This window comes from Massilia rubra, from assembly GCF_011682065.1.
GTDB classification, from domain to species: Bacteria; Pseudomonadota; Gammaproteobacteria; order Burkholderiales; family Burkholderiaceae_D; genus Telluria_A; species Telluria_A rubra.
The window spans coordinates 78,484-97,732 of sequence record NZ_VUYU01000005.1; the positions used below are offsets into that span (position 1 = coordinate 78,484).

The following is a 19,249-nucleotide window of genomic DNA, read 5'->3' on the forward strand; positions in this document are numbered from 1 at the left end:
CGGCTTGCGGCGGCGCCGGATCAGCGCGCCGATGCCGATCACGCCGCCCAGGGCGATCCCGGCAACCGAGGGGTCAGACCCCGGTTTTTCCGTTAGGGGTCTGACCCCGGTGTTAAGTCCCCGGTATTACACGCCCTGGTCAGCGCTGGCGCGCGGCTTGCGGCGGCGCCGGATCAGCGCGCCGATGCCGATCACGCCGCCCAGGGCGATCCCGGCAACCGAGGGGTCAGACCCCGGTTTTTCCGTTAGGGGTCTGACCCCGGTGTTAAGTCCCCGGTATCACACGCCCTGGTCAGCGCTGGCGCGCGGCTTGCGACGGCGCCGGATCAGCGCGCCGATGCCGATCACGCCGCCCAGGGCGATCCCGGCAACCGAGGGGTCAGACCCCGGTTTTTCCGTTAGGGGGTCTGACCCCGGTGTTAAGTCCCCGGTATCACACGCCCTGGTCAGCGCTGGCGCGCGGCTTGCGGCGGCGCCGGATCAGCGCGCCGATGCCGATCACGCCGCCCAGGGCGATCCCGGCAACCGGCAGCGGCACCGGGCTCGATGCCTTCGGCGGCGGCGTATTGGCGTCGCGCAGCGCGTCGGGAAACGGGCGCGCTCCGACCGGGACGATTTTCCAGTCGGCCTGGTTGGGCGGCGTGCGCTGCCTGTATTCGCTGAACGAAAACACCGGGTTCGATCCCATCACGCGGCTCGACGGTATTTGCGGAATGCGCACCAGCACCAGCGCCTCGATATCGCCCTGCAGCTGCTTTTCGTACGCCGTCAGCTTGCGCGCCTTGCCCTTGGTCGCGCCCACCAGTTGCAGCAGGTCGTTGCCGGCCGCCTCGAACGCCACCGCCGGATACAGGCGCACCTGTTCTTCGGTCAGGTAATCGTACATCTTGCGCCCGCTGGCCAGGCTCATGTCCTTGGCCGACAGGTAAGCGTACGCGCCCAGCGCCTTGAGGTTGCTGGTCGGTCCGCGCTGCGGCACGTTCCAGCCCAGCCCCTTGAACACGTCCAGGCTGATGCCGGCGCAGTTGGCCTTCGCATGCTGGTAGGTGAAGTCGTGGCGGTAGAACTGGTTGAACACGCGCTGCACGCCACCCTGGTAGGCGGCCGCCGTGCGCGCGTTGCTCAAGACCGCCACCAGCATGTACGAGGGCCGGTAATACTGCTGGCCGCTGTTGAGGTCCATCAGGTAGTTATCCATCGGGACCGGCGCGGCGATGATGCCTTTTTCGCTGACCGAATCGAGGTTGTAGAAGTTATTGACGATCCAGTCCGACCATTCGCCCTCGCGCCCGAGGTAGCCGGTGGCGACCGCGAAGTGGCCGCCGTAGGCTTCGTCGTCGTCGCCCTGGGCGCCGTTGAGCATCACGCCGATGACCGGCTTGTCCTGCCACTGGCGGGCCTGGCCGGGTTTGCGCTCCCACAGCAGGCGGGTCGAGAACGGGCTCGATGCGCCGCCGCCTTCCGCGCGCACGTAGGTGGCGAAGCTTTCGTCCTTGCCCAGCGGCTGCGCGCGCATCTTGGCCTGGTCGATCGCGAAGTCCTTGGGCCAGACGGTGCGCGCGACGAACGACGACTTGCCGTCCGCTTCGTTGTAGGTGCCGCGCATGCGCACTTCGCGCTGGGAGAAGAAGGCGGTGGTCTTGGGGTCCCAGTACGACAGGTTGCTGGCCAGTTTGGGCGCCAGCGCCAGGCTGGTTACGGCATCGTCGCTGCTGCGCACGTGGGCGCCGTCGGCCAGGATGTGGGCGTCATCGAGAATGTGCGGGGCGCCCAGCCACACCAGGCCGGGGAGCGCCAGCTGGTTGCTGGCGCCGTCCGGCGCCCACTCCTTGGTCCCGCGCACGATATCGCCGCCGCGCTTGAAGCTCGATACCGGCTGCGACGGCAGCGGCACCGCCAGTACTTCGTTCTGGAAATACCACAGGCCTTGCTTGACCGTGACGCAGTCCGGGCAGTTGCCATTGCTGAGCCGAAATTGCATGGCCGGCAGCAGCCCGAGTCGTTCTCCGGCGAGAGCGCTTTTCAGCCCTGCCGGTTCGGTTGCCTGTGTGCCTGCCGACATCAGCAGCACGCCGGCACCGAGTAAAGAACGGGTTTTCAACATAAGTTGTCCTTGAGCGTGAATGAGTAAAACCGCAAGCTTGCAAATCTACACGTGTTGCGTGACATCGCCATGTTCTAAACTGCTTCAGAGCAAGAAAAAGGATGAAAAAGACACATTTTCCGGCGTTTTGTTGTGATCACGGAAACAAGTAGGCAGCTTGTGTATCATTGTCGGCAACACAAGCATCCGCTCGGCGCCCGTTGCACGACGCCCGTTGCACGGCGCCTGTTGCACGACGCCCACTTAGTCGAGCGTCCAGACGTGTCGCATTTTGATAACACCCCGCACCGGCTTGGCGCCGAGGCGCGCCGGAAGGAAGCGGCAGCGAGACAGCGCGACGATGGTGGCCTCATCCCACAGGCGATGGCCGGCGCTTTGCTCGACGCGCGCCGTGAGCACGCGGCCATCGGGCCCGATGACAAACGCAATCCCGACCGGGTCGAGATCGTGGATCCAGACGCGCGTCGTGGGCCATTGCGGCGCCGGGCAGGAACCGGCGACCACCGACGCCGGGATGCGTTCATGGGGTGATCGGGCGTACACCGGCGCGGCCAGCAACAGGCACGCGAAAAGCAGGAGATGGCGCATGAATCGGGCTGGGTCGACAGGGATACGCTTGCGAGGCCGCTAATGTACACCATCCTTGCCCGAATGGCGCCATCGGGCAAAAACTGAGATAGACTTGGCTTTTCCCAACCTTCATGACTATGTAAACACGATGGCGATCCTGTCCGAACTGGTTCTGTACCCGATTAAGTCCTGCGCCGGCATCTCCGTGCGCGAAGCCACGCTGACGCGCTCCGGCCTGTCGGTCGATGCGGTGTACGACCGCGAATGGATGCTCATCGACGAGCACGGCCAGTTCCTCACGCAGCGCGAGCATCCGCGCATGGCGCTGATCGTGCCGCGCCTGTTGTCCGACACGCTCGAGCTGCGCGCGCCGGGCATGCTGCGCCTCGAAATTCCGCTCGGCCTGCCCGACCCCGACCACGAAGTCACGCGCGAAGTGACAGTCTGGGAAGACACCGTGCTGGCCTACGACTGCGACGAAACCACCGCCACCTGGTTTTCAAAAGCGATCGGCGTGCCGTGCCGGCTGGTGCGCTTCCACGCCACCGCCACCCGTTTTTCGAGCACCAAGTGGACCGGTGGATCGGCCGAGCCGACCCTGTTCTCGGACGGCTATCCGATCCTGGTGGTGGGCCAGGCCTCGCTCGACGACCTGAATCAGAAAATGCAGGCGGCCGGGCGCGATGCGCTGCCCATGAACCGCTTCCGCCCGAATATCGTCATCGAAGGCATCGAGGCCTTCGAAGAAGACTACGCCGACCATTTTGCGCTGGGCGAGGCGCGCCTGAAACCGGTCAAGCCCTGTTCGCGCTGCCCGATTCCAGCGGTCGACCAGGCCAGCGGCGAGCCCGGTCCCGATCCGCTCGACATCCTGCGCACCTACCGCAGCAAGCCGGCCATGGACGACAAAATCTGTTTTGGCATGAATGCGATCGTGACCGACGGCGATGGCGAGCGCCTGCAGGTGGGCCAGCCAGTGACCATGACACTGGCGTTCTGAGGCCGCGGGCAGTCCTCCAAATACGACACGGCGCAGTTTTTCGTTTTCAAGGCCGGCCGGATGGCGTAAGGTGGCACAATTGTCGAGGTCGACAGGAAAACAGGTGGGAACCGTATGCATGATCCCGGCGCCGCGGCGCGCGATGTGGAAGCCGAAAACGAGTCCTTGCGCGCGCGCCTGGACTATCTGGTGGAGCAGGCCGAGCGCAATCACGAGATCATGTGCCGGCACCAGGCGTTCGACCTCGAGATCGTCGGTTCCGACAGCTTCCAGGCGCTGATCGGCACCATCTTCCGCAGCCTGCCGGCGATTGCCGGTCTCGATATCGTCACACTGAGCCTGGTCGACGAAGATGCCGACATCCGCACCGTGATGGACAAGCTGGGTGTGGACTTCAACGATTTTCCGCACATGATCTTTGTGGACGCGGTGGCGGCGCTGGGCTTCGTGCCGTCGCGCAGCGAGGTGTTCACCGGCCCGCCCAAGCCGATGCTGGGGCCTTACCATCCGGCCGGGCACCAGCCGATGTTCCCGAACCAGCCGCCCGGCCTGCAAAGCATCGCGCTGGTGCCGCTGCTGCGCAACAAGCGCCTGATCGGCAGCCTGAATCTGGGCAGCCTCGATCCGACCCGCTTTACGCCGGCCATGGCCACCGACTTCATCGAGCACATGGCGTCGATCATCGCGATTTGCCTGGAAAACGTGATCAGCAACGAGATGCTCAAGTATATCGGGCTGACCGATTCGCTGACCGGGGTGTACAACCGGCGCTACATCGACCGTCGCCTGCTGGAAGAAATCGGCCGCGCGCGGCGCCAGGCGTACCGCATTTCGTGCCTGTACATCGACATCGACCATTTCAAGCTGGTCAACGACAGCAGCGGGCACCAGGGCGGCGATGAAGTGCTGCGCGAGGTGGCCGCGCGCATCAAGGCCGAGCTGCGCCTGTCGGATGCGCTGGGGCGCTTCGGGGGCGAGGAATTCGTGGTGCTGCTGATCGATGCGAACCTCGACAGCGCGACCCAGGTGGCGCAGCGGATCTTGCAGAGCATCGCGGGCGCGCCGTTCGTCTTGTCGACTGGGGAAAGCTTGCGTATTTCGGTGTCGATCGGGGCGGCCACGCTCGATGATTTCGAGCGCGATCACGCGATCGAAGGCGTGGCGCAGGAGTTGGTGGCGCATGCCGATTCGGCGCTGTACAAGGCGAAAGAGGGCGGGCGCAATCGGGTGGTGTCGTTTACCTGACCACCAGCCCGTCGTCTCCGGCATTGCCGAAACCGACTCCCCGCCTGCGCGGGGGCGACGGCATAGGGGCTAATGCAGCAAGCGCTCCTCGGCCCGGTTCACCGCATCGGCCGACCCGCGCAGCACCACCACATCGCCCACTTCCAGCTGCGTGAGCGGCGTCACATCGAGCCGCTCCTTGCCGCGCCGGACCGTGGTCACATCGGCTCCCAGCTCGGCCAGCTCCAGCTGGTCGATGCGCTTGCCGACCGACGCCGCATCGTCGCGCAGGGTCACGGAATGGAGCCGCACGAACAAATGCTCCGGATCGTCGCTGGCGTCGCCGCTGCCATGAAAATACCCGCGCAGCGACGCATAGCGCTCATCGCGCGCGCTCTGCACCCGGTGCACCACGCGCCGCAGCGGCACGCCCATCATCACCAGCGCGTGCGAAGCGAGCATCAAACTGCCCTCCAGCGCTTCCGGCACCACTTCCGCCGCCCCCGCCTTTTTCAGCACATCGAGATCGGTATCGTCATAACTGCGCACGATCACCGGCAAGGTCGGCGCCAGCTCGTGCACCAGGTGCAGCACCTTGATCGCCGACGGCGTGCTGGCATACGTGATCACCAGCGCGCTGGCGCGGTAAATCCCGGCCGCCACCAGGCTTTCGCGGCGCGCCGCGTCGCCATACGACACATGCGCGCCGGCCGCCTGCGCTTCCTGCACCCGCTCCGGGTCCAGGTCGAGCGCCTGGTAAGCCACTTTTTCCTCGGTCAGCAAGGTCGCCAGGGTCTGGCCGCTGCGCCCGAAGCCGGCGATGATCACGTGCTTCTGGGTCGACATGGTGCGGCTGGCGATTTGCGTCAGCTGGAGCGACTGCATCATCCACTCGTTGGACGAGACCTTCATCACGATCTGGTCCGACTTGGCGATGATGAACGGCGCCACCAGCATCGACAGCACCATCGACGCCAGCACCAGCTGGATGATGAAGTCGTCGATCAGGCGCGCGCCGGAGGTCAGGTTGAGCAGTACGAAGCCGAATTCCCCCGCCTGCGCCAGCGCCAGGCCGGTGCGTATCGACACGCCATCGGACGCGCCGAACAACTTGGCCAGCACCGCGATCAGGGCGAACTTGAGCAGCACCGGCAGCACCAGCAAGAGCAGCACCAGCCACCAGTTTTCCAGCACCAGGCCGACATTGAGCAGCATGCCGACGGTGATAAAAAACAGCCCGAGCAGCACATCGCGGAACGGCTTGATGTCTTCTTCCACCTGGTGCTTGTACTGGGTCTCGGAGATCAGCATGCCGGCAACGAACGCGCCCAGCGCCAGCGACAGGCCGGCGTGCTCGGTGATCCAGGCCGCGCCCAGGGTAATCAGCAGCAGGTTGAGCATGAACAGCTCCTGCGAGCGGCGCTTGACGACGATGGTGAACCACTTGCGCATGATCTTCTGGCCGATGAACAGCAGCAGCACCAGCACGATCACCGCTTTCACGCCGGCCCAGGCCAGCGTTTCGGCCAGTTCCTCCGGAGGTTTGCCGAGCGAAGGAATCAAGATCAGGAGCGGCACCACCGCCAGATCCTGGAACAGCAGGATGCCGATGATCTTGCGGCCATGCCCGCTTTCGAGTTCGAGCCGCTCGGTCAGCATCTTGACCACGATCGCGGTCGAGGACATGGCCAGCGCGCCGCCCAGCGCGAACGCGGCCTGCCAGGTGATTTTCAGGCCAGGCAGCTGGGTCGCCAGCAGCCAGCCAAACAGCATGGTGGCGACGATGGTGAGCACCACCTGGGCCATCCCCAGGCCGAACACGATGCGCCGCATCGCCATCAGCTGCGAGAGGGAGAATTCGAGCCCGATCGAAAACATCAGGAACACCACGCCGAATTCGGCCAGGGTTTCGGTGGTTTTGCTGTTTTCGGCCAGTCCCAGGGCGTGCGGGCCGATCAGGATGCCGACGGCCAGGTAACCGAGCATCGGCGGCAGGTGCATCATGCGGAAAGCGACCACGCCCAGTACGGCGCTGCCTAACAGAAGGAGGGTGAGTTCTAGTCCTGAAAACATGCGGTGCCGTGTAAAGAAATGGTAAAGGCCCCGAGAAACCACGGGGTAACCACGATTTCTGCGTCTGGCAAGTTTTTTGCTTTCGCAATTCGTTTATACTTCTGCCATGAGTGTAACCCATGAAAAAACAATGCTGAAAGCTTTTGACAAAAACCTCACGCAACGCGCCATGCAACTGGCCCGCGAGACGCTGGAAATCGAAGCGGACGCCATCCGCGCCCTGCACGCGCGCCTGGAGACCGACGACAGCGTCGGCCAGGCCGTCGGCCTGCTGATGGAGTGCGGCGGGCGCGTGGTCGTCTCCGGCATGGGCAAGTCGGGCCATATCGCGCGCAAGATCGCCGCCACCCTGGCCTCGACCGGCACCCCGGCCATGTTCGTCCACCCGGGCGAAGCGGCCCACGGCGACCTTGGCATGGTCACCGCGCAGGATGCCTTCATCGCCATCTCGAATTCCGGCGAGACGGCCGAGCTGATGTCGATCCTGCCGATCATCAAGCGCATGGGCGCGCCGCTGATCGCCATGACCGGCAACCCGCAATCGAGCCTGGCGCTGCTGGCCGACGTGCACCTCGACGTCTCGGTGGCCAAGGAAGCCTGCCCGCTCAACCTGGCGCCGACCGCCAGCACCACCGTCACCCTGGCGCTGGGCGACGCGCTGGCCGTGGCGCTGCTCGACGCCCACGGCTTTAAAGAAGAAGATTTCGCCCGCTCGCATCCGGGCGGCGCGCTGGGACGGCGCCTGCTGACCCACGTGCGCGACGTCATGCGCAGCGGCGACGCGGTGCCGGCCGTGACTGCCGATGTGTCGCTCTCGGTGGCCCTGCTCGAAATCACCCAGAAGGGGATGGGCATGACCGCCATCGTCGATGACGCCGGGCGCCCGGTCGGCGTATTTACCGACGGCGACCTGCGCCGGCTGATCGAGCGCGTGCAGGATTTCACGAAGATCACCATCCGCGACGTGATGCACGCCGACCCGCGCCGGGTCGGTCCCGACCAGCTGGCGGTCGACGCGGTGGCCATCATGGAACAATTCCGCATCAACCAGATGCTGGTGGTCGACGCCGACGGCAAGCTCGTTGGCGCCCTGCATATCCACGACCTGACCCGCGCCAAGGTGATCTGACATGACCGAGCCCGCAAACCAACTGGCCCACATGCAGCGCGCCGCCGCCGTCAAGGTCATGATTTTCGACGTCGACGGCGTCCTCACCGACGGCAGCCTGACCTACGGCCCCGATGGCGAAGCGACCAAGACCTTCAATGTGCTCGACGGCCTGGGCATCCAGCTGCTGCAAAAGAGCGGCGTGGCCACCGCCATCATCAGCGCGCGCCAGTCGCCGATCGTGGTGCGGCGCGCCGCCGACCTGGGCATCATGCACGTCCACCAGGGCATCCACGACAAGCGCGTCGCCTTTGCCAAATTGCTCGCAGCGACCGGCGTCACCGCCGCGCAGTGCGGCTACATCGGCGACGATGTGATCGACCTGCCGCTGCTGCTGCAGGTCGGCTTTGCCGTCACCGTGCCGACCGGGCATCCGGAAGTGCAGTACCGCGCCCATTACGTCACCAAGGCCGGCGGCGGGCGTGGCGCGGTGCGCGAAGTGTGCGACCTGGTCATGCGCGCGCAAGGCACCTACGACGCGGCGCTGGCGCCGTACTTCGCCTGATGCACACCACAGGAGACCACCATGCATAAGCGCACCGCACACCGCTGGCGCCTGACCGCGATCATGGTGGTCGGGACCTTCTTCGCCTTCGGCACCTTCTGGCTGGTCCAGCTGGCGCAAAACGGCGACGCCACGGTCGATCCGAACACCTTCAAGAATGAACCCGACTACATCGTCGAACAATTCAGCTTCGTGCGCATGACGCCCGAGGGCAAGCCGCGCTACCTGGTGTCCGGCGCCAAGCTCACGCACCGCCCGATCGACGATTCGTCCGATGTCGAGCTGCCGGTGCTGCAGGGCGTCGCGCCCGGCCAGCCGTTCACCACCATCACCTCGCAGCGCGCGCGCATCCGCCACCCCCAGAACCAGGCCGACCTGATGGGCGACGTCAAGGTGGTGCGGCCCGAGTCGCCCAACAACCGCGCGATGGAACTCAAGACCGAAGCATTGACCGTCTTTACCGACGAAGACCGCATGACGTCCGACCAGCCGGTCCAGGTCACGCTGGGCAATTCCACCATCAGGGGAACCGGCATGGAAGCGAACAACGCGACGCGCGAGCTCAAGTTCGCCAGCCGCGGGCAGATCGTGTATCCACCGAAAGCGGCGCGCGCAGCGCCAACCATCACAGGTAAACCACAATGAAAAAATTCCTAGCCATCGCCCTGCTCGGCCTGGCCGCGGCCACCGCGTCCGCCGAAAAGGCCGATTCCGCCAAGCAGGCGGTGATCACTTACGATTCCCTCGAGACCAATGAAGTGACCCAGGTGACGATCCTGACCGGGAACGTGGTCGTCACCAAGGGCACGCTGATTCTCAAGTCGGACCGCGCCGTCATCAAGGAGACCCCCGAAGGCGACATGTTCGTGACCCTGACCGCCAGCGCCGGCAAGGCTGCCACCTTCCGCCAGAAGCGCGACGGTGGCCCCGACCTGTGGATCGAAGGCCAGGCCCAGCGCATCGAATACGATGAACGCAACGACATGATGAAGCTGTTCTCGAACGCCAGGATCCGCCAGCTCGAGGGCCAGAAACCGACCAACGAAATCGAAAGCGAATTCATTTCCTACGACAGCCGCAAAGAAGTGTTCGTGGCGCGTAATGACGCCAGCGGCGTCAACAAGCCGGGCCAGGGGCGTGGCACCATGATCATCGCCCCGCGCAAGCCGCGCGCCGCGCCGGCCACGCCGGCGTCCAGCGCGCCGGCGGTGACGCCCGCACCAGCGCCGGCGCCCGCGCCGACCACCACGCCAGCTGCGGGAAATCCATGATCGAACCGAAAAATTGCGGCAGCACGCTGATCGTGCGTGGCCTGCAGAAAAGCTACGGCAAGCGCCTGGTCGTGCGCGACGTCTCGTTGCAGGTCGACTGCGGCGAAGTGGTCGGCCTGCTCGGCCCGAATGGCGCCGGCAAGACCACTTCGTTCTACATGATCGTCGGCCTGGTGCCGTCGGACGCGGGCACGATCGATATCAGCGGGGTCGATATTTCGAGCCTGCCGATTCACCGGCGCGCCGCGCTCGGCCTGTCGTACCTGCCGCAGGAAGCGTCGGTGTTCCGCAAGCTGACCGTGGAAGAAAACATCCGCGCCGTGCTGGAGCTGCAAAAGGTCGATGGCAAGTCGCTCACCAAGGCGCAGATCAACGAACGGTTAGATACCCTGCTGGCCGACCTGCAGATCGAAAAACTGCGCGAAAACCAGGCCATGTCGCTCTCCGGCGGCGAGCGGCGCCGGGTCGAGATCGCGCGCGCGCTGGCGACCAACCCGCGCTTCGTGCTGCTCGACGAACCGTTCGCCGGGGTCGATCCGATCGCCGTCATCGAGATCCAGCGCATCGTGCGCTTCCTCAAGCAGCGCGGCATCGGCGTTTTGATCACCGACCACAACGTGCGCGAAACGCTGGGTATCTGCGACCGCGCCTACATCATCAACCAGGGCGCGGTGCTCGCCTCCGGTCGTCCCGACGATATCATCGCGGATGAATCCGTGCGTCGGGTCTACCTGGGCGAACACTTCCGGATGTAGGCATGAAACAGTCCCTTCAACTACGCACTTCCCAGCACCTCGCGCTCACGCCCCAGTTGCAGCAGTCGATCCGGCTGCTGCAGTTGTCGACCCTGGAACTGCACCAGGAACTGGAACAGCTGTTGAGCGATAATCCGCTGCTCGAACGGCTCGACGATCCGCTCGATCATTCGGTGCGCCTGTTGGGCGATGGCGCCATCAGCAGCACCTCGACGCCGACCGAAGCGACGCCCGAGCCGGGTGCGCAGGATGCGCCGGCGCCGATCGAAGGCGAGAATTTCGAAGGCGGCGAAGCGGACAGCCCGTCCAGCAATGACAACGATGGCGAGTGGGGCGACCTCGGTCGCGCCAAGACGCCCGACGACGAGGATTCGCGCCCGCAGCTCGAAGCGTCAAGCACCACCTTGCGCGAGCACCTGATGGAGCAGATGCGCGTGACCGTGCTCGAAGCGCGCGACCGGGCGCTGGTCGAACTGATCGTCGACGCCATCGACGACAACGGCTACCTGACCGAGTCGCTCGAAGAGATCCACGAGCGCATGCCGCCCGAGCTGGAGATCGAGATCGAGGAACTGCGCACCGTGCTGGCGCTGCTGCAAAGTTTCGATCCGAGCGGGGTAGGCGCGCGCAATGCGTCCGAATGCCTGGCGCTGCAGATCCGGCGCATGCCCGGCGTGCCGATGGTGACGCGGCGCATGGCGCTGACCATCGTCGAAAACCACCTGACCTGGTTCGCCCAGCGCGAATTCAACAAGCTGAAAAAAGCGCTCGATTGCGACGATGAAGACTTGCGCGAGGCGCAGACCGTGATCCGCCAGTGCAATCCGCATCCGGGCGCGGAGTTCGCGTCCGACGTGTCGGATTACGTGGTGCCGGACGTGATCGTGCGCAAGGCGAAGAACGGCTGGTCGGTGATGCTCAATAACGACGTGATGCCGCGCCTGCGCGTCAACAGCATGTACGCCGCGCTGCTCAAGCAGGGCAAGGGCGAAGGGCAGATGGGCGCGCAGCTGCAGGAAGCCAAATGGCTGATCAAGAACATGCGCCAGCGCTTCGACACCATCTTGCGGGTGGCCGAAGCGATCGTCGAACGCCAGCGCAATTTCTTCTCGCACGGCGCGGTGGCGATGCGACCGCTGGTGCTGCGCGAAATCGCCGACACGCTCGGCCTGCACGAGAGCACGATCTCGCGCGTGACCACGCAAAAGTACATGATGACGCCGCACGGCATGTTCGAGCTGAAGTATTTTTTCGGCAGCCACGTGGCCACCGAAGCGGGCGGCGAAGCCTCGTCGACGGCGATCCGGGCGCTGATCGTGCAGCTGACCAGCGCCGAAGATCCGAAGAGCCCTCTGTCGGACAGCAAGATCGCCGACATGCTGGGCGAGCAGGGCATGGTGATTGCGCGCCGCACGGTCGCCAAGTACCGCGAAGCGCTCAAGATTCCGCCGGTCGCCCTGCGCAAGTGCCTGTGAACGGACGAACAGGCTGGCGCAGCGCCTAGAAGAACTCCGGGTAGTCGCGCAAGAGCGACTTTTCCAGTTGGTCGACGTTGCCGAAGAAGTCGAATTCCCCGCCGCTCGAGATGCGCCGTCCCGCATCCCAGCTGCGCCAGGCGCGCTGTGTATCTTCGCTCCTGTAAAGCGCCATTGCCATGCCGCCGTAGGCTGACGCCATTGCCGGATTGGCCTGCAGCGCCTTGGCGTACAAGGCAGCCGCTTCGCGGTACCTACCCAACGCTTTGAGGTTATCGGCTTCAAACAGCATCAGGACGTGTTGCTTGCGCGTGGTGTGCTTGCGCAGGTCCTGCAGCGTGACGTTGGCCGCTTCCAGTTCCGCCGTGGTCTTTTTGTCGTCCATGACGGCATCGAGCCGGATCACCTCCGGGTTGGCCTTCCCCAGCGCGCGTTGCTCTGGCGTGCGCGTGATCGAAGCGCCCCCCGAGAATATCCATTCGTTCAAGCCCAGCACGGCGTCCAGTGGCCGATTATCTGCGTGCGCCTGGGCGATTTCGCGCTCGACCGCCTGCCTGGCCGCAGCCGTCGGCGGGGCCGCGTCGACGGCGGCCTTGTCGAGCACCTTGTCGATCTCGTCGCCCTGCGACGCACGCGGCTTGTAGGCGGCCAGACTGTAAGCGGCCGGCGCGCCTTGCTTGACCGCGCTGACCGTATAGGTGCGCGTTTCACTGTAGCCTTCGATCTGCTTGTGGTACGTGACCAGGATGGCCGGCAGGCGCTGTTGAGCGGAGAGCCGCGTCAGGACGCGCGGGTGGGCGCCGAAATTGCGCAGGACGCGTGCGAACATGGCAGCGTCGGCGGCGCTGACGCTGGTTCCGCCGGCGCCAATACTGGCCATGCGAACGCCGTTCACTGCCAGGACCGTGGCGCCGCCTTCGGTCGACTCGGTCAGCGTACGCGCCTGTTCCTCGAGCGACAGATTGTTTTCCAGCTCGATCACACCGTAGGCCGGCGTGAAGCTGTCCTTCTTTCTGATGGCGAGCAGGCGATAGCCAATGGTGTCGAACATCGAATACCTTACATAGCTGCGGCTTGCCTGGTCGATCTGGTAGCGGCGCCGCGTCACCAGGTCGAGGATCGTGGTTTCCTTCTTGTCTTGCACGGTCAGATAGCGTTCGCCCTGCGTGACCTTGAATGTATGCGTTTCGTTCGGTATGGGGACGCCGCCGCGCGTTGCGCCAGTGTAGTTGACGGCGACGTGCAGGTCATAGGTGATGGCGGCGCACGCCGGCGCGCCAGCGGCGCCCAGGGTGCCCAGCATCGCCAGGCGCAGCAGGGAAGTGGAGGTGTATCGCGTGAACATGGTGGCCCGCTATGGTGGTGATAGACGTGCCATTATAGGACGAAGGACTTGTCGTAACGCTATCTTCTGGCGGTCAGCCGGCGGCTGCGCGCAGGGTAGCGCGGCCCTGTACCGCCGGTATCGGCCTGCCATCCTTCTTGCGGGCCGTCCGACTCCCTCGCGCCGGCTCAAAAATATTCCGGATGCTCGCGCAGCAGCTTTTGCTCGAGCTCATTGACGACGTCGAAGAAACCGCTGTCTTTGCCGTTGACGATGCGCCGGCCCGCGTCCCAGCTGCGCCAGGCGCGTTGTATGTCGTAGCTTTCGTACAGCCCATTTCCCATTTCGGCGTAGGCCATGGCGATGCCCGGATGGGCGCGCAGTACGCTGGCGTACAGCGCGGCTCCTTCGCGCCGCTCGCCCAGCCTGGTTCTGTAACTGGCTTCGTACATCGTCAGCACGTGCTGTTCGCTCTTAATATACTTGCGCATTTCCTGCACCTGGCGCAGCGCCGCTTCGAACTGCGCCTTTGTCGTCGGTGGTTGAAGGAGCGCCGTCAGCTCGCGCATGTGCGGGTCGGCGTTGAGCTGCGCTTTTTGCTCGGCCGAGGTGTCCTGGGCGGGTTCGCCGCTGGAGTAGAACCATGCCAGTTTGCTCAGTAGCCCGTCCAATGGACGCTTCTCGGCGAACGCGCGTTCGGATTCGGCGTAAGCAGCCTGCCTGTCCGCGGCCGTCTTCGGCGCCGCCTCAAGCTGTGCCTTGTCGAGCACCTGGTCGATGTCGTCGCCTTGCGGCGCGCGCGGTTTGTACGGCGCCAGGTCGTAGCTGGCCGGTGCGCTTTGCGTCAGCGCGCCGACCGTATAGGTGCGCGACTCCTGGTAGCCCTTATAGGTGTGATCCATGACGAAGCTGGCCGGTATGCGCTGTCCGGCCTGAAGGCGCGCCAGGATGAGCGGGTGGCCGCCGAGATAATGCATCATGCGCCCGAACAGGGCCGCGTCGTTGGCGCTCACCTTGGCGCCGCCGCCGTTCAGGCGTGCCAGCCGGTGGCCGTCGACGGCCAGCACGACGGCGTCGCCGTCAGCCGATTCGGACAGCTTGCGCGTGCTTGAGGCGACCGACAAATTGTGTTCGTCGTATACCCGGTCGGCGCCCGGATTGCCGGTCCCCGGTGTGTTCGCGTTGCCGCCCAGGCTCGCGCGGTATTTCAGTTCCGCCGTACGAAAGCCGACTTGATCGAACAGCGAATAGTCGACATAGCTGCGTTGCGCCAGGTTGATGCGGTAACGGCGCCGCTTGGCCATGTCGTAGATCAGCGATTCGCTCGGGTTGGTCAACGATATATAGCGTTCGCCCAGCAGGACCTTGAACTGCAGGAGTTCATCGGGCGGGACCTTGGCGCCCGACCCGTCGGGCGTGTTCTTGACGTCGATGCGCAGGTCGAAACTGAGGGCGGCGCACGCCGGCGCGCCGGCGCCGCACAGGGCGCCCAGCAGCGCCAGGCGCAGCAAGGGGGAGGTGGTGAGTCGTGTGAACATGATAGCCCGGCGTGTCTGGTTAAAGAGGGACCATTATATGAGGAAGAGATTGTCGTAACGCTATCTTTTGGTGGTGAGCCGGCGGCTGCGCACAAGGTAGCGCAGCCCTGTACCGCCGGTATCGGAGCGCCATCCTTCTTGCGTGCGGGCCGTCCGACGCGGTCGCGCCGGCTCAAAAATATTCCGGATGCTCGCGCAGCAGGTTCTGCTCGTGCTGGTTCACAGCTTTGAACAAGTCCAGCGCGGGCGCCATGCGCCGTCCCGCGTCCCAGCTGCGCCAGGCGCGCGGCGTTTCGTACATCTTGTAGAGCGCGTCGCCCATATCCTTGTAGGCCCCGGCCAGCGCCGGATTGGTGCGCAGGACGCTGGCGTACAAGGGCAAGGCGCCGCGCACGTCTCCCAACTTGCCGCGCAAATTGGCTTCGAACAGCATCACGATGTGCTGCTTGCGCGTGCTCGACTTGCGCAGTTCCTGCATCTTCGCGACCGCCGCTTCCAGCTCCGCCTTCGACTTGAACCGCATCAAACCCAGATAGGCCTGGGTGGCCGGATCGGCGCGCAGCAGCGCCGTGCGCTGCGCAGTCGGTTTCATCGGCTCGCCGCTGACAAACGACCATTCGGCCATGCCGAGCATGCCGTCGAAGATGCGCTTGTCGGCAAACGCCTGCGCAATTTCGGCCTCGAACGCCTGCTTGACCGCCGCCGTCGGCGGCGCCGCATTCGCCTGCGCCTTGTCGAGCAACTGGTCGATCTCGTTCCCTTGCGCGGTGCGCGCGGTGTACGGCTTGAGGTCGTAGCTGGCCGGGGCGCTGTGCTGGAGCGCGCTGATGGTATAGGTGCGCGCCTCGCTGTAGCCAATCTGCTTGTGATGCATGACGAAGCCGGCCGGCACCCGCTTTTCGCCCGACAGGCGCGCCAGCACCAGCGGATGGCCGCCGAAACGGTAGCGCATCATGCGCTCGAACTGGGCCGCGTCGCTGGCGCTGATGCTGGTGCCGCCGGCCGGGATGCGCGCCAGCGGGTTGCCGTCCACCGCCAGCACGGTGGCGCCGGCCTCGGTCGATTCGGACAGCTTGCGCCCGGCCGCGGTGAGCGAAAAATTATGCTCGTCGAAGACCGGGTCGAACACCGGCCCGACCCCGGCCTTGCGCAGGTTCTCGCCGAGGAAGGCGCGGTTAAGCAGTTCCGACTTGCGAAAGCCGACGCCGTCGAACAGCGAATAGTCGACATAGCTGGCGCTGGCCAGGTCGACCTGATAGCGACGTCGCTGCGCAAAATCGTAGATCGTCGATTCGCCCGCCGCGCTCACCGACAGATAGCGTTCGCCCAGCACCACCTTGTACTGCTTGATGTCGTCCGGCGGCGGGTTGTCGCCATGCGTGGCCACCGTGAATCTGGTGGCCACGCTCATGTCGAAACTGAGAACGGCCAGGGCCGGCGCGGCGGCGGCGCACAGGGCGCCGGCCAGGGCCATGCGCAGCAGGAAAGTGGGGGCGGTTCGCTTGAACATGATCGGCTCGGATAAATGGCGGGGGGACGATTCTAGGCGAAAGCGCCGGCCGCAAAAACGATGATCCGCTTTCTGCTACTTTTCGATCCCGCCGGTATCGCGAGCTTATACCGCACAGAATATATCGGGTATTTTCCCTTGAATCTTTCCCGCTTTGTGCTTACCTTGTGCTATGCCAAATAACTGATACACTTGGTTCTACACGAGAGAAAGTTGCTCGGGTACAAAATGAAGGAGTTGAATCCCATTAAACCCATTAATCGATTGGCAATTTTGCGGACGTAACAGCATCACATCGTCCGTGCGGTAATAAAGCAGTTCCTCTGCGCTGCCAAGCGTACGAACCGACAGTAACAAGAAGTGCCATTATCATTAGGAGTGTGTGTATGAATCTCACAATCAGTGGACATCATCTTGAAGTAACGCCAGCCATCCGTGAATACGTACAGAGCAAGCTTGAGCGCGTAAGGCGCCATTTCGATCAAGTGATCGATATCGCAGTCATCCTCACCGTCGATAATCTGACGGAAAAAGAAAAACGTCAAAAGGCCGAGATCAACCTGCGCCTGTCGGGCAAAACCGTGTATGTGGAAAGCCTGTCGCACGATCTCTACGCCGCCATCGATACCCTGGTCGACAAACTGGATCGCCAGGTCATGAAGTACAAAAACAAGGTCCAGGACCACAATCACCAGGCCATCAAGCACATGCCTGAAGAAATGCCTGAAGAAACGCCTGAAGAAGAGACGCCGTCGGCCGCATAAGCAGGCCCCGTCCCATTCGCCAAGGGGCGCCCGCGTGGCGCCCTTTTTGCATCCATGCGCGATAAAATAGCGCTCCTTTCTTCTTCCGGCCAGCCCCCATGAGCGAATTCGTCCAGACCCGCATTGCCAATCGTACCGGCGTGATTACCCTCGACCGTCCCAAGGCCCTCAATTCGCTGTCGCTGGCGATGGTGCGCGACCTGGCCGGGATCCTGGGCGCATGGCGTAATGACGCCGCCATCGACGCCGTGGTCATTGGCAGCAGCAGCGACAAAGCCCTGTGCGCCGGCGGCGATATCCGCTTTTTCCACGATTGCGGCCATGCCACGCCAATGGGCGGCAGCGCCTTGCTGGAAGATTTTTTTACCGAAGAATACGCGCTCAATCACCTGATCCATTTTTATCCCAAGCCGTATATCGCGCTGATGGATGGCGTGGTCATGGGCGGCGGCATGGGCATTGCCCAGGGCGGGCCGGAATGCCGCATCCGCATCGTTACCGAAAAAACCAAGGTGGCCATGCCCGAGGTGAATATCGGCCTGTTTCCGGATGTGGGCGGCAGTTATTTTCTGTCGCGCGCGCCCGGGCAGCTGGGCCAGTACCTGGGCCTGACCGGGCTGACCATCGGCGCGGCCGACGCCTTGTACGTGGGGTTGGCCGACCTGTTCGTGCCGCAGGCGCGGATGGCCGAGCTCAAGGAGCTGATCGACGCCACCCCGGGCGCCGGCCTGCGCGCGGCCATCGCGGCGTTCGCGGCGCCGTTCGCCCTTGATGCGGGCGCGTCCACCCTGCAGGCGCAGCGCGATGGCATCGACCGCCATTTCGGCGCTGCCTCGGTGGCGGCCATCATGGCCTCGCTCGAAGGCGACGACGGCGAGTTCGCGCAAAAGGCGCTGGCCGCGATGCGCCAGCGTTCCCCGTTGATGATGTGCGTCACGCGCGAACTGCTGCTGCGCGGCGCCGCGCTCGACGTCGCCGACTGCCTGCGCATGGAACGCAGCGTGGTGCGCCACAATTTTGAACACGGCGAAGTGCTCGAAGGCGTGCGCGCGCTGGTGATCGACAAGGACAATGCGCCCAAGTGGAACCCGGCCAGCCTCGATCAGGTCGACGCGCCGATGATCGAGCGCTTTTTTGCGCCGGTGTGGCCGGCGGCGGCGCATCCGCTGCGCCATCTTGACTGAACCGGCGTAGTCGCCATGGCGTATGACCTCGTCGCCGGTCCCGGCAGCGAGCACGGGGAAGCGCCCGATGACGCCACCAGCATCGACTTGCACGACCTGCCGGCCCTGGCTCGCCTTTTGCGGCGCGGCCATTGCGATTTCCTTGAGCGGATTTCGCACCTGGCGCAGGACCAGGCGTTCGACCTGCGCCAGGTCGACGCGGCCCTCGACTGCCTGCTGCCACTGCGGCACGCCAGCCTGCATCCGGACGAACGCGCCTTGCTCCACAAGCTGATCGGCGTACTGTCGTTTGCCAGCCGCACGCAGCAAGGTCTGTACGGCATCTGCGACTGAACCGGATGTGGCTTGACCTTATGCGACAGTTGTCGCATACTTGCCCCATCAGTCACAATGTGGAGCATCATCATGTCAGTCATTCCTTCGGTTTCAGAACTGAGCCTGCTTAAAGTCCTCTGGAAAGACCAGCCACTGAGCGCGCGTGAACTGCACGAGCGCGCCGTGGCGGAACTGGACTGGTCGTTTTCCTCGACCCGCAAGACGCTCGAACGCATGCTCGACAAGCAGATGGTGGCGCAGGACATGCAGCACGGCGTGCAGGTCTACCGCGCCCAGCTCGACAAGGTGAGCACCCTGGCCGCTTTCGCCCACGACTTCGGCCGCCGCGTGATGGAAATCGACGCGCCGCTGCCGGTCAATATGTTCACCGGCAGTAAACTGGTCGACCGGCAGGAGCTGGCCGAACTCGAACAGATGCTGCAAGACTGGCCCGACGCGAAGGACTGAG

At 64.4% G+C, this 19,249-nt stretch carries 18 protein-coding genes; 12 read left to right on the top strand and 6 right to left on the bottom strand.

Annotated elements, in window-relative coordinates:
* Positions 1-433: 433 nt before the first annotated feature.
* Both F0185_RS08960 and F0185_RS08965 read right to left on the bottom strand, forming a co-directional pair.
* Entirely contained in the window at positions 434-2,104 is a 1,671-nt protein-coding gene (locus F0185_RS08960) for a hypothetical protein (RefSeq protein ID WP_167223592.1), read from the bottom strand.
* A 243-nt stretch (positions 2,105-2,347) separates the two neighbouring features.
* On the bottom strand, positions 2,348-2,692 hold the full coding sequence (locus F0185_RS08965; protein WP_167223593.1) for an energy transducer TonB: 345 nt from the start codon (positions 2,690-2,692) through the stop codon (positions 2,348-2,350).
* A gap of 130 nt (positions 2,693-2,822) precedes the next feature.
* Between F0185_RS08965 and F0185_RS08970 the strand changes: the two genes are divergently transcribed.
* Positions 2,823-3,674 carry an MOSC domain-containing protein gene (locus F0185_RS08970; protein WP_167223595.1) on the top strand — a complete coding sequence of 284 codons (852 nt, stop codon included), beginning with the start codon at positions 2,823-2,825 and terminating at the stop codon, positions 3,672-3,674.
* 114 nt (positions 3,675-3,788) lie between these two features.
* Positions 3,789-4,919 carry a GGDEF domain-containing protein gene (locus tag F0185_RS08975; protein WP_167223597.1) on the top strand — a complete coding sequence of 377 codons (1,131 nt, stop codon included), beginning with the start codon at positions 3,789-3,791 and terminating at the stop codon, positions 4,917-4,919.
* A 69-nt stretch (positions 4,920-4,988) separates the two neighbouring features.
* On the opposite strand, the gene F0185_RS08980 is transcribed toward F0185_RS08975, so the two are convergent.
* A complete protein-coding gene (locus F0185_RS08980; RefSeq protein WP_167223599.1) occupies positions 4,989-6,971 on the bottom strand; it encodes a monovalent cation:proton antiporter family protein in 1,983 nt (660 codons plus the stop codon).
* A gap of 106 nt (positions 6,972-7,077) precedes the next feature.
* On the opposite strand from F0185_RS08980, the gene F0185_RS08985 reads away from it, so the two are divergent.
* Genes F0185_RS08985 through F0185_RS09010 form a run of 6 tightly spaced genes read left to right on the top strand, consistent with a single transcriptional unit; the run spans position 7,078 to position 12,145 of the window.
* Positions 7,078-8,100 (top strand): KpsF/GutQ family sugar-phosphate isomerase, encoded by a 1,023-nt coding sequence (locus tag F0185_RS08985; protein WP_167223601.1) that lies wholly within the window; start codon positions 7,078-7,080, stop codon positions 8,098-8,100.
* Between the two features lies 1 nt (position 8,101).
* A complete protein-coding gene (locus tag F0185_RS08990; protein WP_167223603.1) occupies positions 8,102-8,644 on the top strand; it encodes a KdsC family phosphatase in 543 nt (180 codons plus the stop codon).
* A 21-nt stretch (positions 8,645-8,665) separates the two neighbouring features.
* Positions 8,666-9,289: an LPS export ABC transporter periplasmic protein LptC gene (lptC, locus tag F0185_RS08995; protein ID WP_167223605.1), complete on the top strand. Its 624-nt coding sequence runs from the start codon at positions 8,666-8,668 to the stop codon at positions 9,287-9,289.
* Positions 9,286-9,915: a lipopolysaccharide transport periplasmic protein LptA gene (gene lptA, locus F0185_RS09000; RefSeq protein ID WP_167223607.1), complete on the top strand. Its 630-nt coding sequence runs from the start codon at positions 9,286-9,288 to the stop codon at positions 9,913-9,915. The genes lptC and lptA overlap by 4 nt, the downstream gene beginning before the upstream one ends.
* On the top strand, positions 9,912-10,670 hold the full coding sequence (gene lptB / locus F0185_RS09005; protein WP_166889974.1) for an LPS export ABC transporter ATP-binding protein: 759 nt from the start codon (positions 9,912-9,914) through the stop codon (positions 10,668-10,670). The genes lptA and lptB overlap by 4 nt, the downstream gene beginning before the upstream one ends.
* 2 nt (positions 10,671-10,672) lie before the next feature.
* Positions 10,673-12,145, top strand: coding sequence for an RNA polymerase factor sigma-54 (locus tag F0185_RS09010; RefSeq protein ID WP_167223609.1), 1,473 nt, complete (start codon positions 10,673-10,675; stop codon positions 12,143-12,145).
* 25 nt (positions 12,146-12,170) lie between these two features.
* Here the strand turns inward: F0185_RS09010 and F0185_RS09015 are convergent, their stop codons facing one another.
* The 3 genes from F0185_RS09015 to F0185_RS09025 all read right to left on the bottom strand — a co-directional run bounded on the left by F0185_RS09015 (position 12,171) and on the right by F0185_RS09025 (position 16,517).
* Positions 12,171-13,490 (bottom strand): tetratricopeptide repeat protein, encoded by a 1,320-nt coding sequence (locus tag F0185_RS09015; RefSeq protein WP_167223611.1) that lies wholly within the window; start codon positions 13,488-13,490, stop codon positions 12,171-12,173.
* Positions 13,491-13,657: 167 nt separating this feature from the next.
* Positions 13,658-15,007 carry a hypothetical protein gene (locus F0185_RS09020; protein ID WP_167223613.1) on the bottom strand — a complete coding sequence of 450 codons (1,350 nt, stop codon included), beginning with the start codon at positions 15,005-15,007 and terminating at the stop codon, positions 13,658-13,660.
* A gap of 172 nt (positions 15,008-15,179) precedes the next feature.
* Positions 15,180-16,517: a hypothetical protein gene (locus F0185_RS09025; RefSeq protein ID WP_167223615.1), complete on the bottom strand. Its 1,338-nt coding sequence runs from the start codon at positions 16,515-16,517 to the stop codon at positions 15,180-15,182.
* Positions 16,518-16,903: 386 nt separating this feature from the next.
* Between F0185_RS09025 and hpf the strand changes: the two genes are divergently transcribed.
* The 4 genes from hpf to F0185_RS09045 all read left to right on the top strand — a co-directional run bounded on the left by hpf (position 16,904) and on the right by F0185_RS09045 (position 19,248).
* Positions 16,904-17,281, top strand: coding sequence for a ribosome hibernation-promoting factor, HPF/YfiA family (hpf, locus tag F0185_RS09030; protein ID WP_167223617.1), 378 nt, complete (start codon positions 16,904-16,906; stop codon positions 17,279-17,281).
* 98 nt (positions 17,282-17,379) lie between these two features.
* Positions 17,380-18,465: an enoyl-CoA hydratase/isomerase family protein gene (locus F0185_RS09035; protein ID WP_167223619.1), complete on the top strand. Its 1,086-nt coding sequence runs from the start codon at positions 17,380-17,382 to the stop codon at positions 18,463-18,465.
* Between the two features lie 15 nt (positions 18,466-18,480).
* The gene (locus F0185_RS09040; protein WP_167223622.1) at positions 18,481-18,798 is read left to right on the top strand and encodes a hypothetical protein; all 318 of its coding nucleotides are present in this window, start codon (positions 18,481-18,483) and stop codon (positions 18,796-18,798) included.
* A 72-nt stretch (positions 18,799-18,870) separates the two neighbouring features.
* Entirely contained in the window at positions 18,871-19,248 is a 378-nt protein-coding gene (locus F0185_RS09045; RefSeq protein WP_167223624.1) for a BlaI/MecI/CopY family transcriptional regulator, read from the top strand.
* The last annotated feature ends 1 nt before the right edge of the window (position 19,249 follow it).

Excerpts from the sequence above, each read along its gene's own strand:
- F0185_RS09035 (WP_167223619.1), top strand. The coding sequence starts at position 17,380 with ATGAGCGAATTCGTCCAGACCCGCATTGCCAATCGTACCGGCGTGATT.
- F0185_RS08975 (WP_167223597.1), top strand. The coding sequence starts at position 3,789 with ATGCATGATCCCGGCGCCGCGGCGCGCGATGTGGAAGCCGAAAACGAG.
- F0185_RS09010 (WP_167223609.1), top strand. The coding sequence starts at position 10,673 with ATGAAACAGTCCCTTCAACTACGCACTTCCCAGCACCTCGCGCTCACG.
- F0185_RS08960 (WP_167223592.1), bottom strand. The coding sequence starts at position 2,104 with ATGTTGAAAACCCGTTCTTTACTCGGTGCCGGCGTGCTGCTGATGTCG.
- F0185_RS08990 (WP_167223603.1), top strand. The coding sequence starts at position 8,102 with ATGACCGAGCCCGCAAACCAACTGGCCCACATGCAGCGCGCCGCCGCC.
- F0185_RS09045 (WP_167223624.1), top strand. The coding sequence starts at position 18,871 with ATGTCAGTCATTCCTTCGGTTTCAGAACTGAGCCTGCTTAAAGTCCTC.
- lptC (WP_167223605.1), top strand. The coding sequence starts at position 8,666 with ATGCATAAGCGCACCGCACACCGCTGGCGCCTGACCGCGATCATGGTG.
- F0185_RS09020 (WP_167223613.1), bottom strand. The coding sequence starts at position 15,007 with ATGTTCACACGACTCACCACCTCCCCCTTGCTGCGCCTGGCGCTGCTG.
- lptA (WP_167223607.1), top strand. The coding sequence starts at position 9,286 with ATGAAAAAATTCCTAGCCATCGCCCTGCTCGGCCTGGCCGCGGCCACC.
- F0185_RS08970 (WP_167223595.1), top strand. The coding sequence starts at position 2,823 with ATGGCGATCCTGTCCGAACTGGTTCTGTACCCGATTAAGTCCTGCGCC.
- lptB (WP_166889974.1), top strand. The coding sequence starts at position 9,912 with ATGATCGAACCGAAAAATTGCGGCAGCACGCTGATCGTGCGTGGCCTG.
- F0185_RS08965 (WP_167223593.1), bottom strand. The coding sequence starts at position 2,692 with ATGCGCCATCTCCTGCTTTTCGCGTGCCTGTTGCTGGCCGCGCCGGTG.
- F0185_RS08985 (WP_167223601.1), top strand. The coding sequence starts at position 7,078 with ATGAGTGTAACCCATGAAAAAACAATGCTGAAAGCTTTTGACAAAAAC.
- hpf (WP_167223617.1), top strand. The coding sequence starts at position 16,904 with ATGAATCTCACAATCAGTGGACATCATCTTGAAGTAACGCCAGCCATC.
- F0185_RS09025 (WP_167223615.1), bottom strand. The coding sequence starts at position 16,517 with ATGTTCAAGCGAACCGCCCCCACTTTCCTGCTGCGCATGGCCCTGGCC.
- F0185_RS08980 (WP_167223599.1), bottom strand. The coding sequence starts at position 6,971 with ATGTTTTCAGGACTAGAACTCACCCTCCTTCTGTTAGGCAGCGCCGTA.
- F0185_RS09040 (WP_167223622.1), top strand. The coding sequence starts at position 18,481 with ATGGCGTATGACCTCGTCGCCGGTCCCGGCAGCGAGCACGGGGAAGCG.
- F0185_RS09015 (WP_167223611.1), bottom strand. The coding sequence starts at position 13,490 with ATGTTCACGCGATACACCTCCACTTCCCTGCTGCGCCTGGCGATGCTG.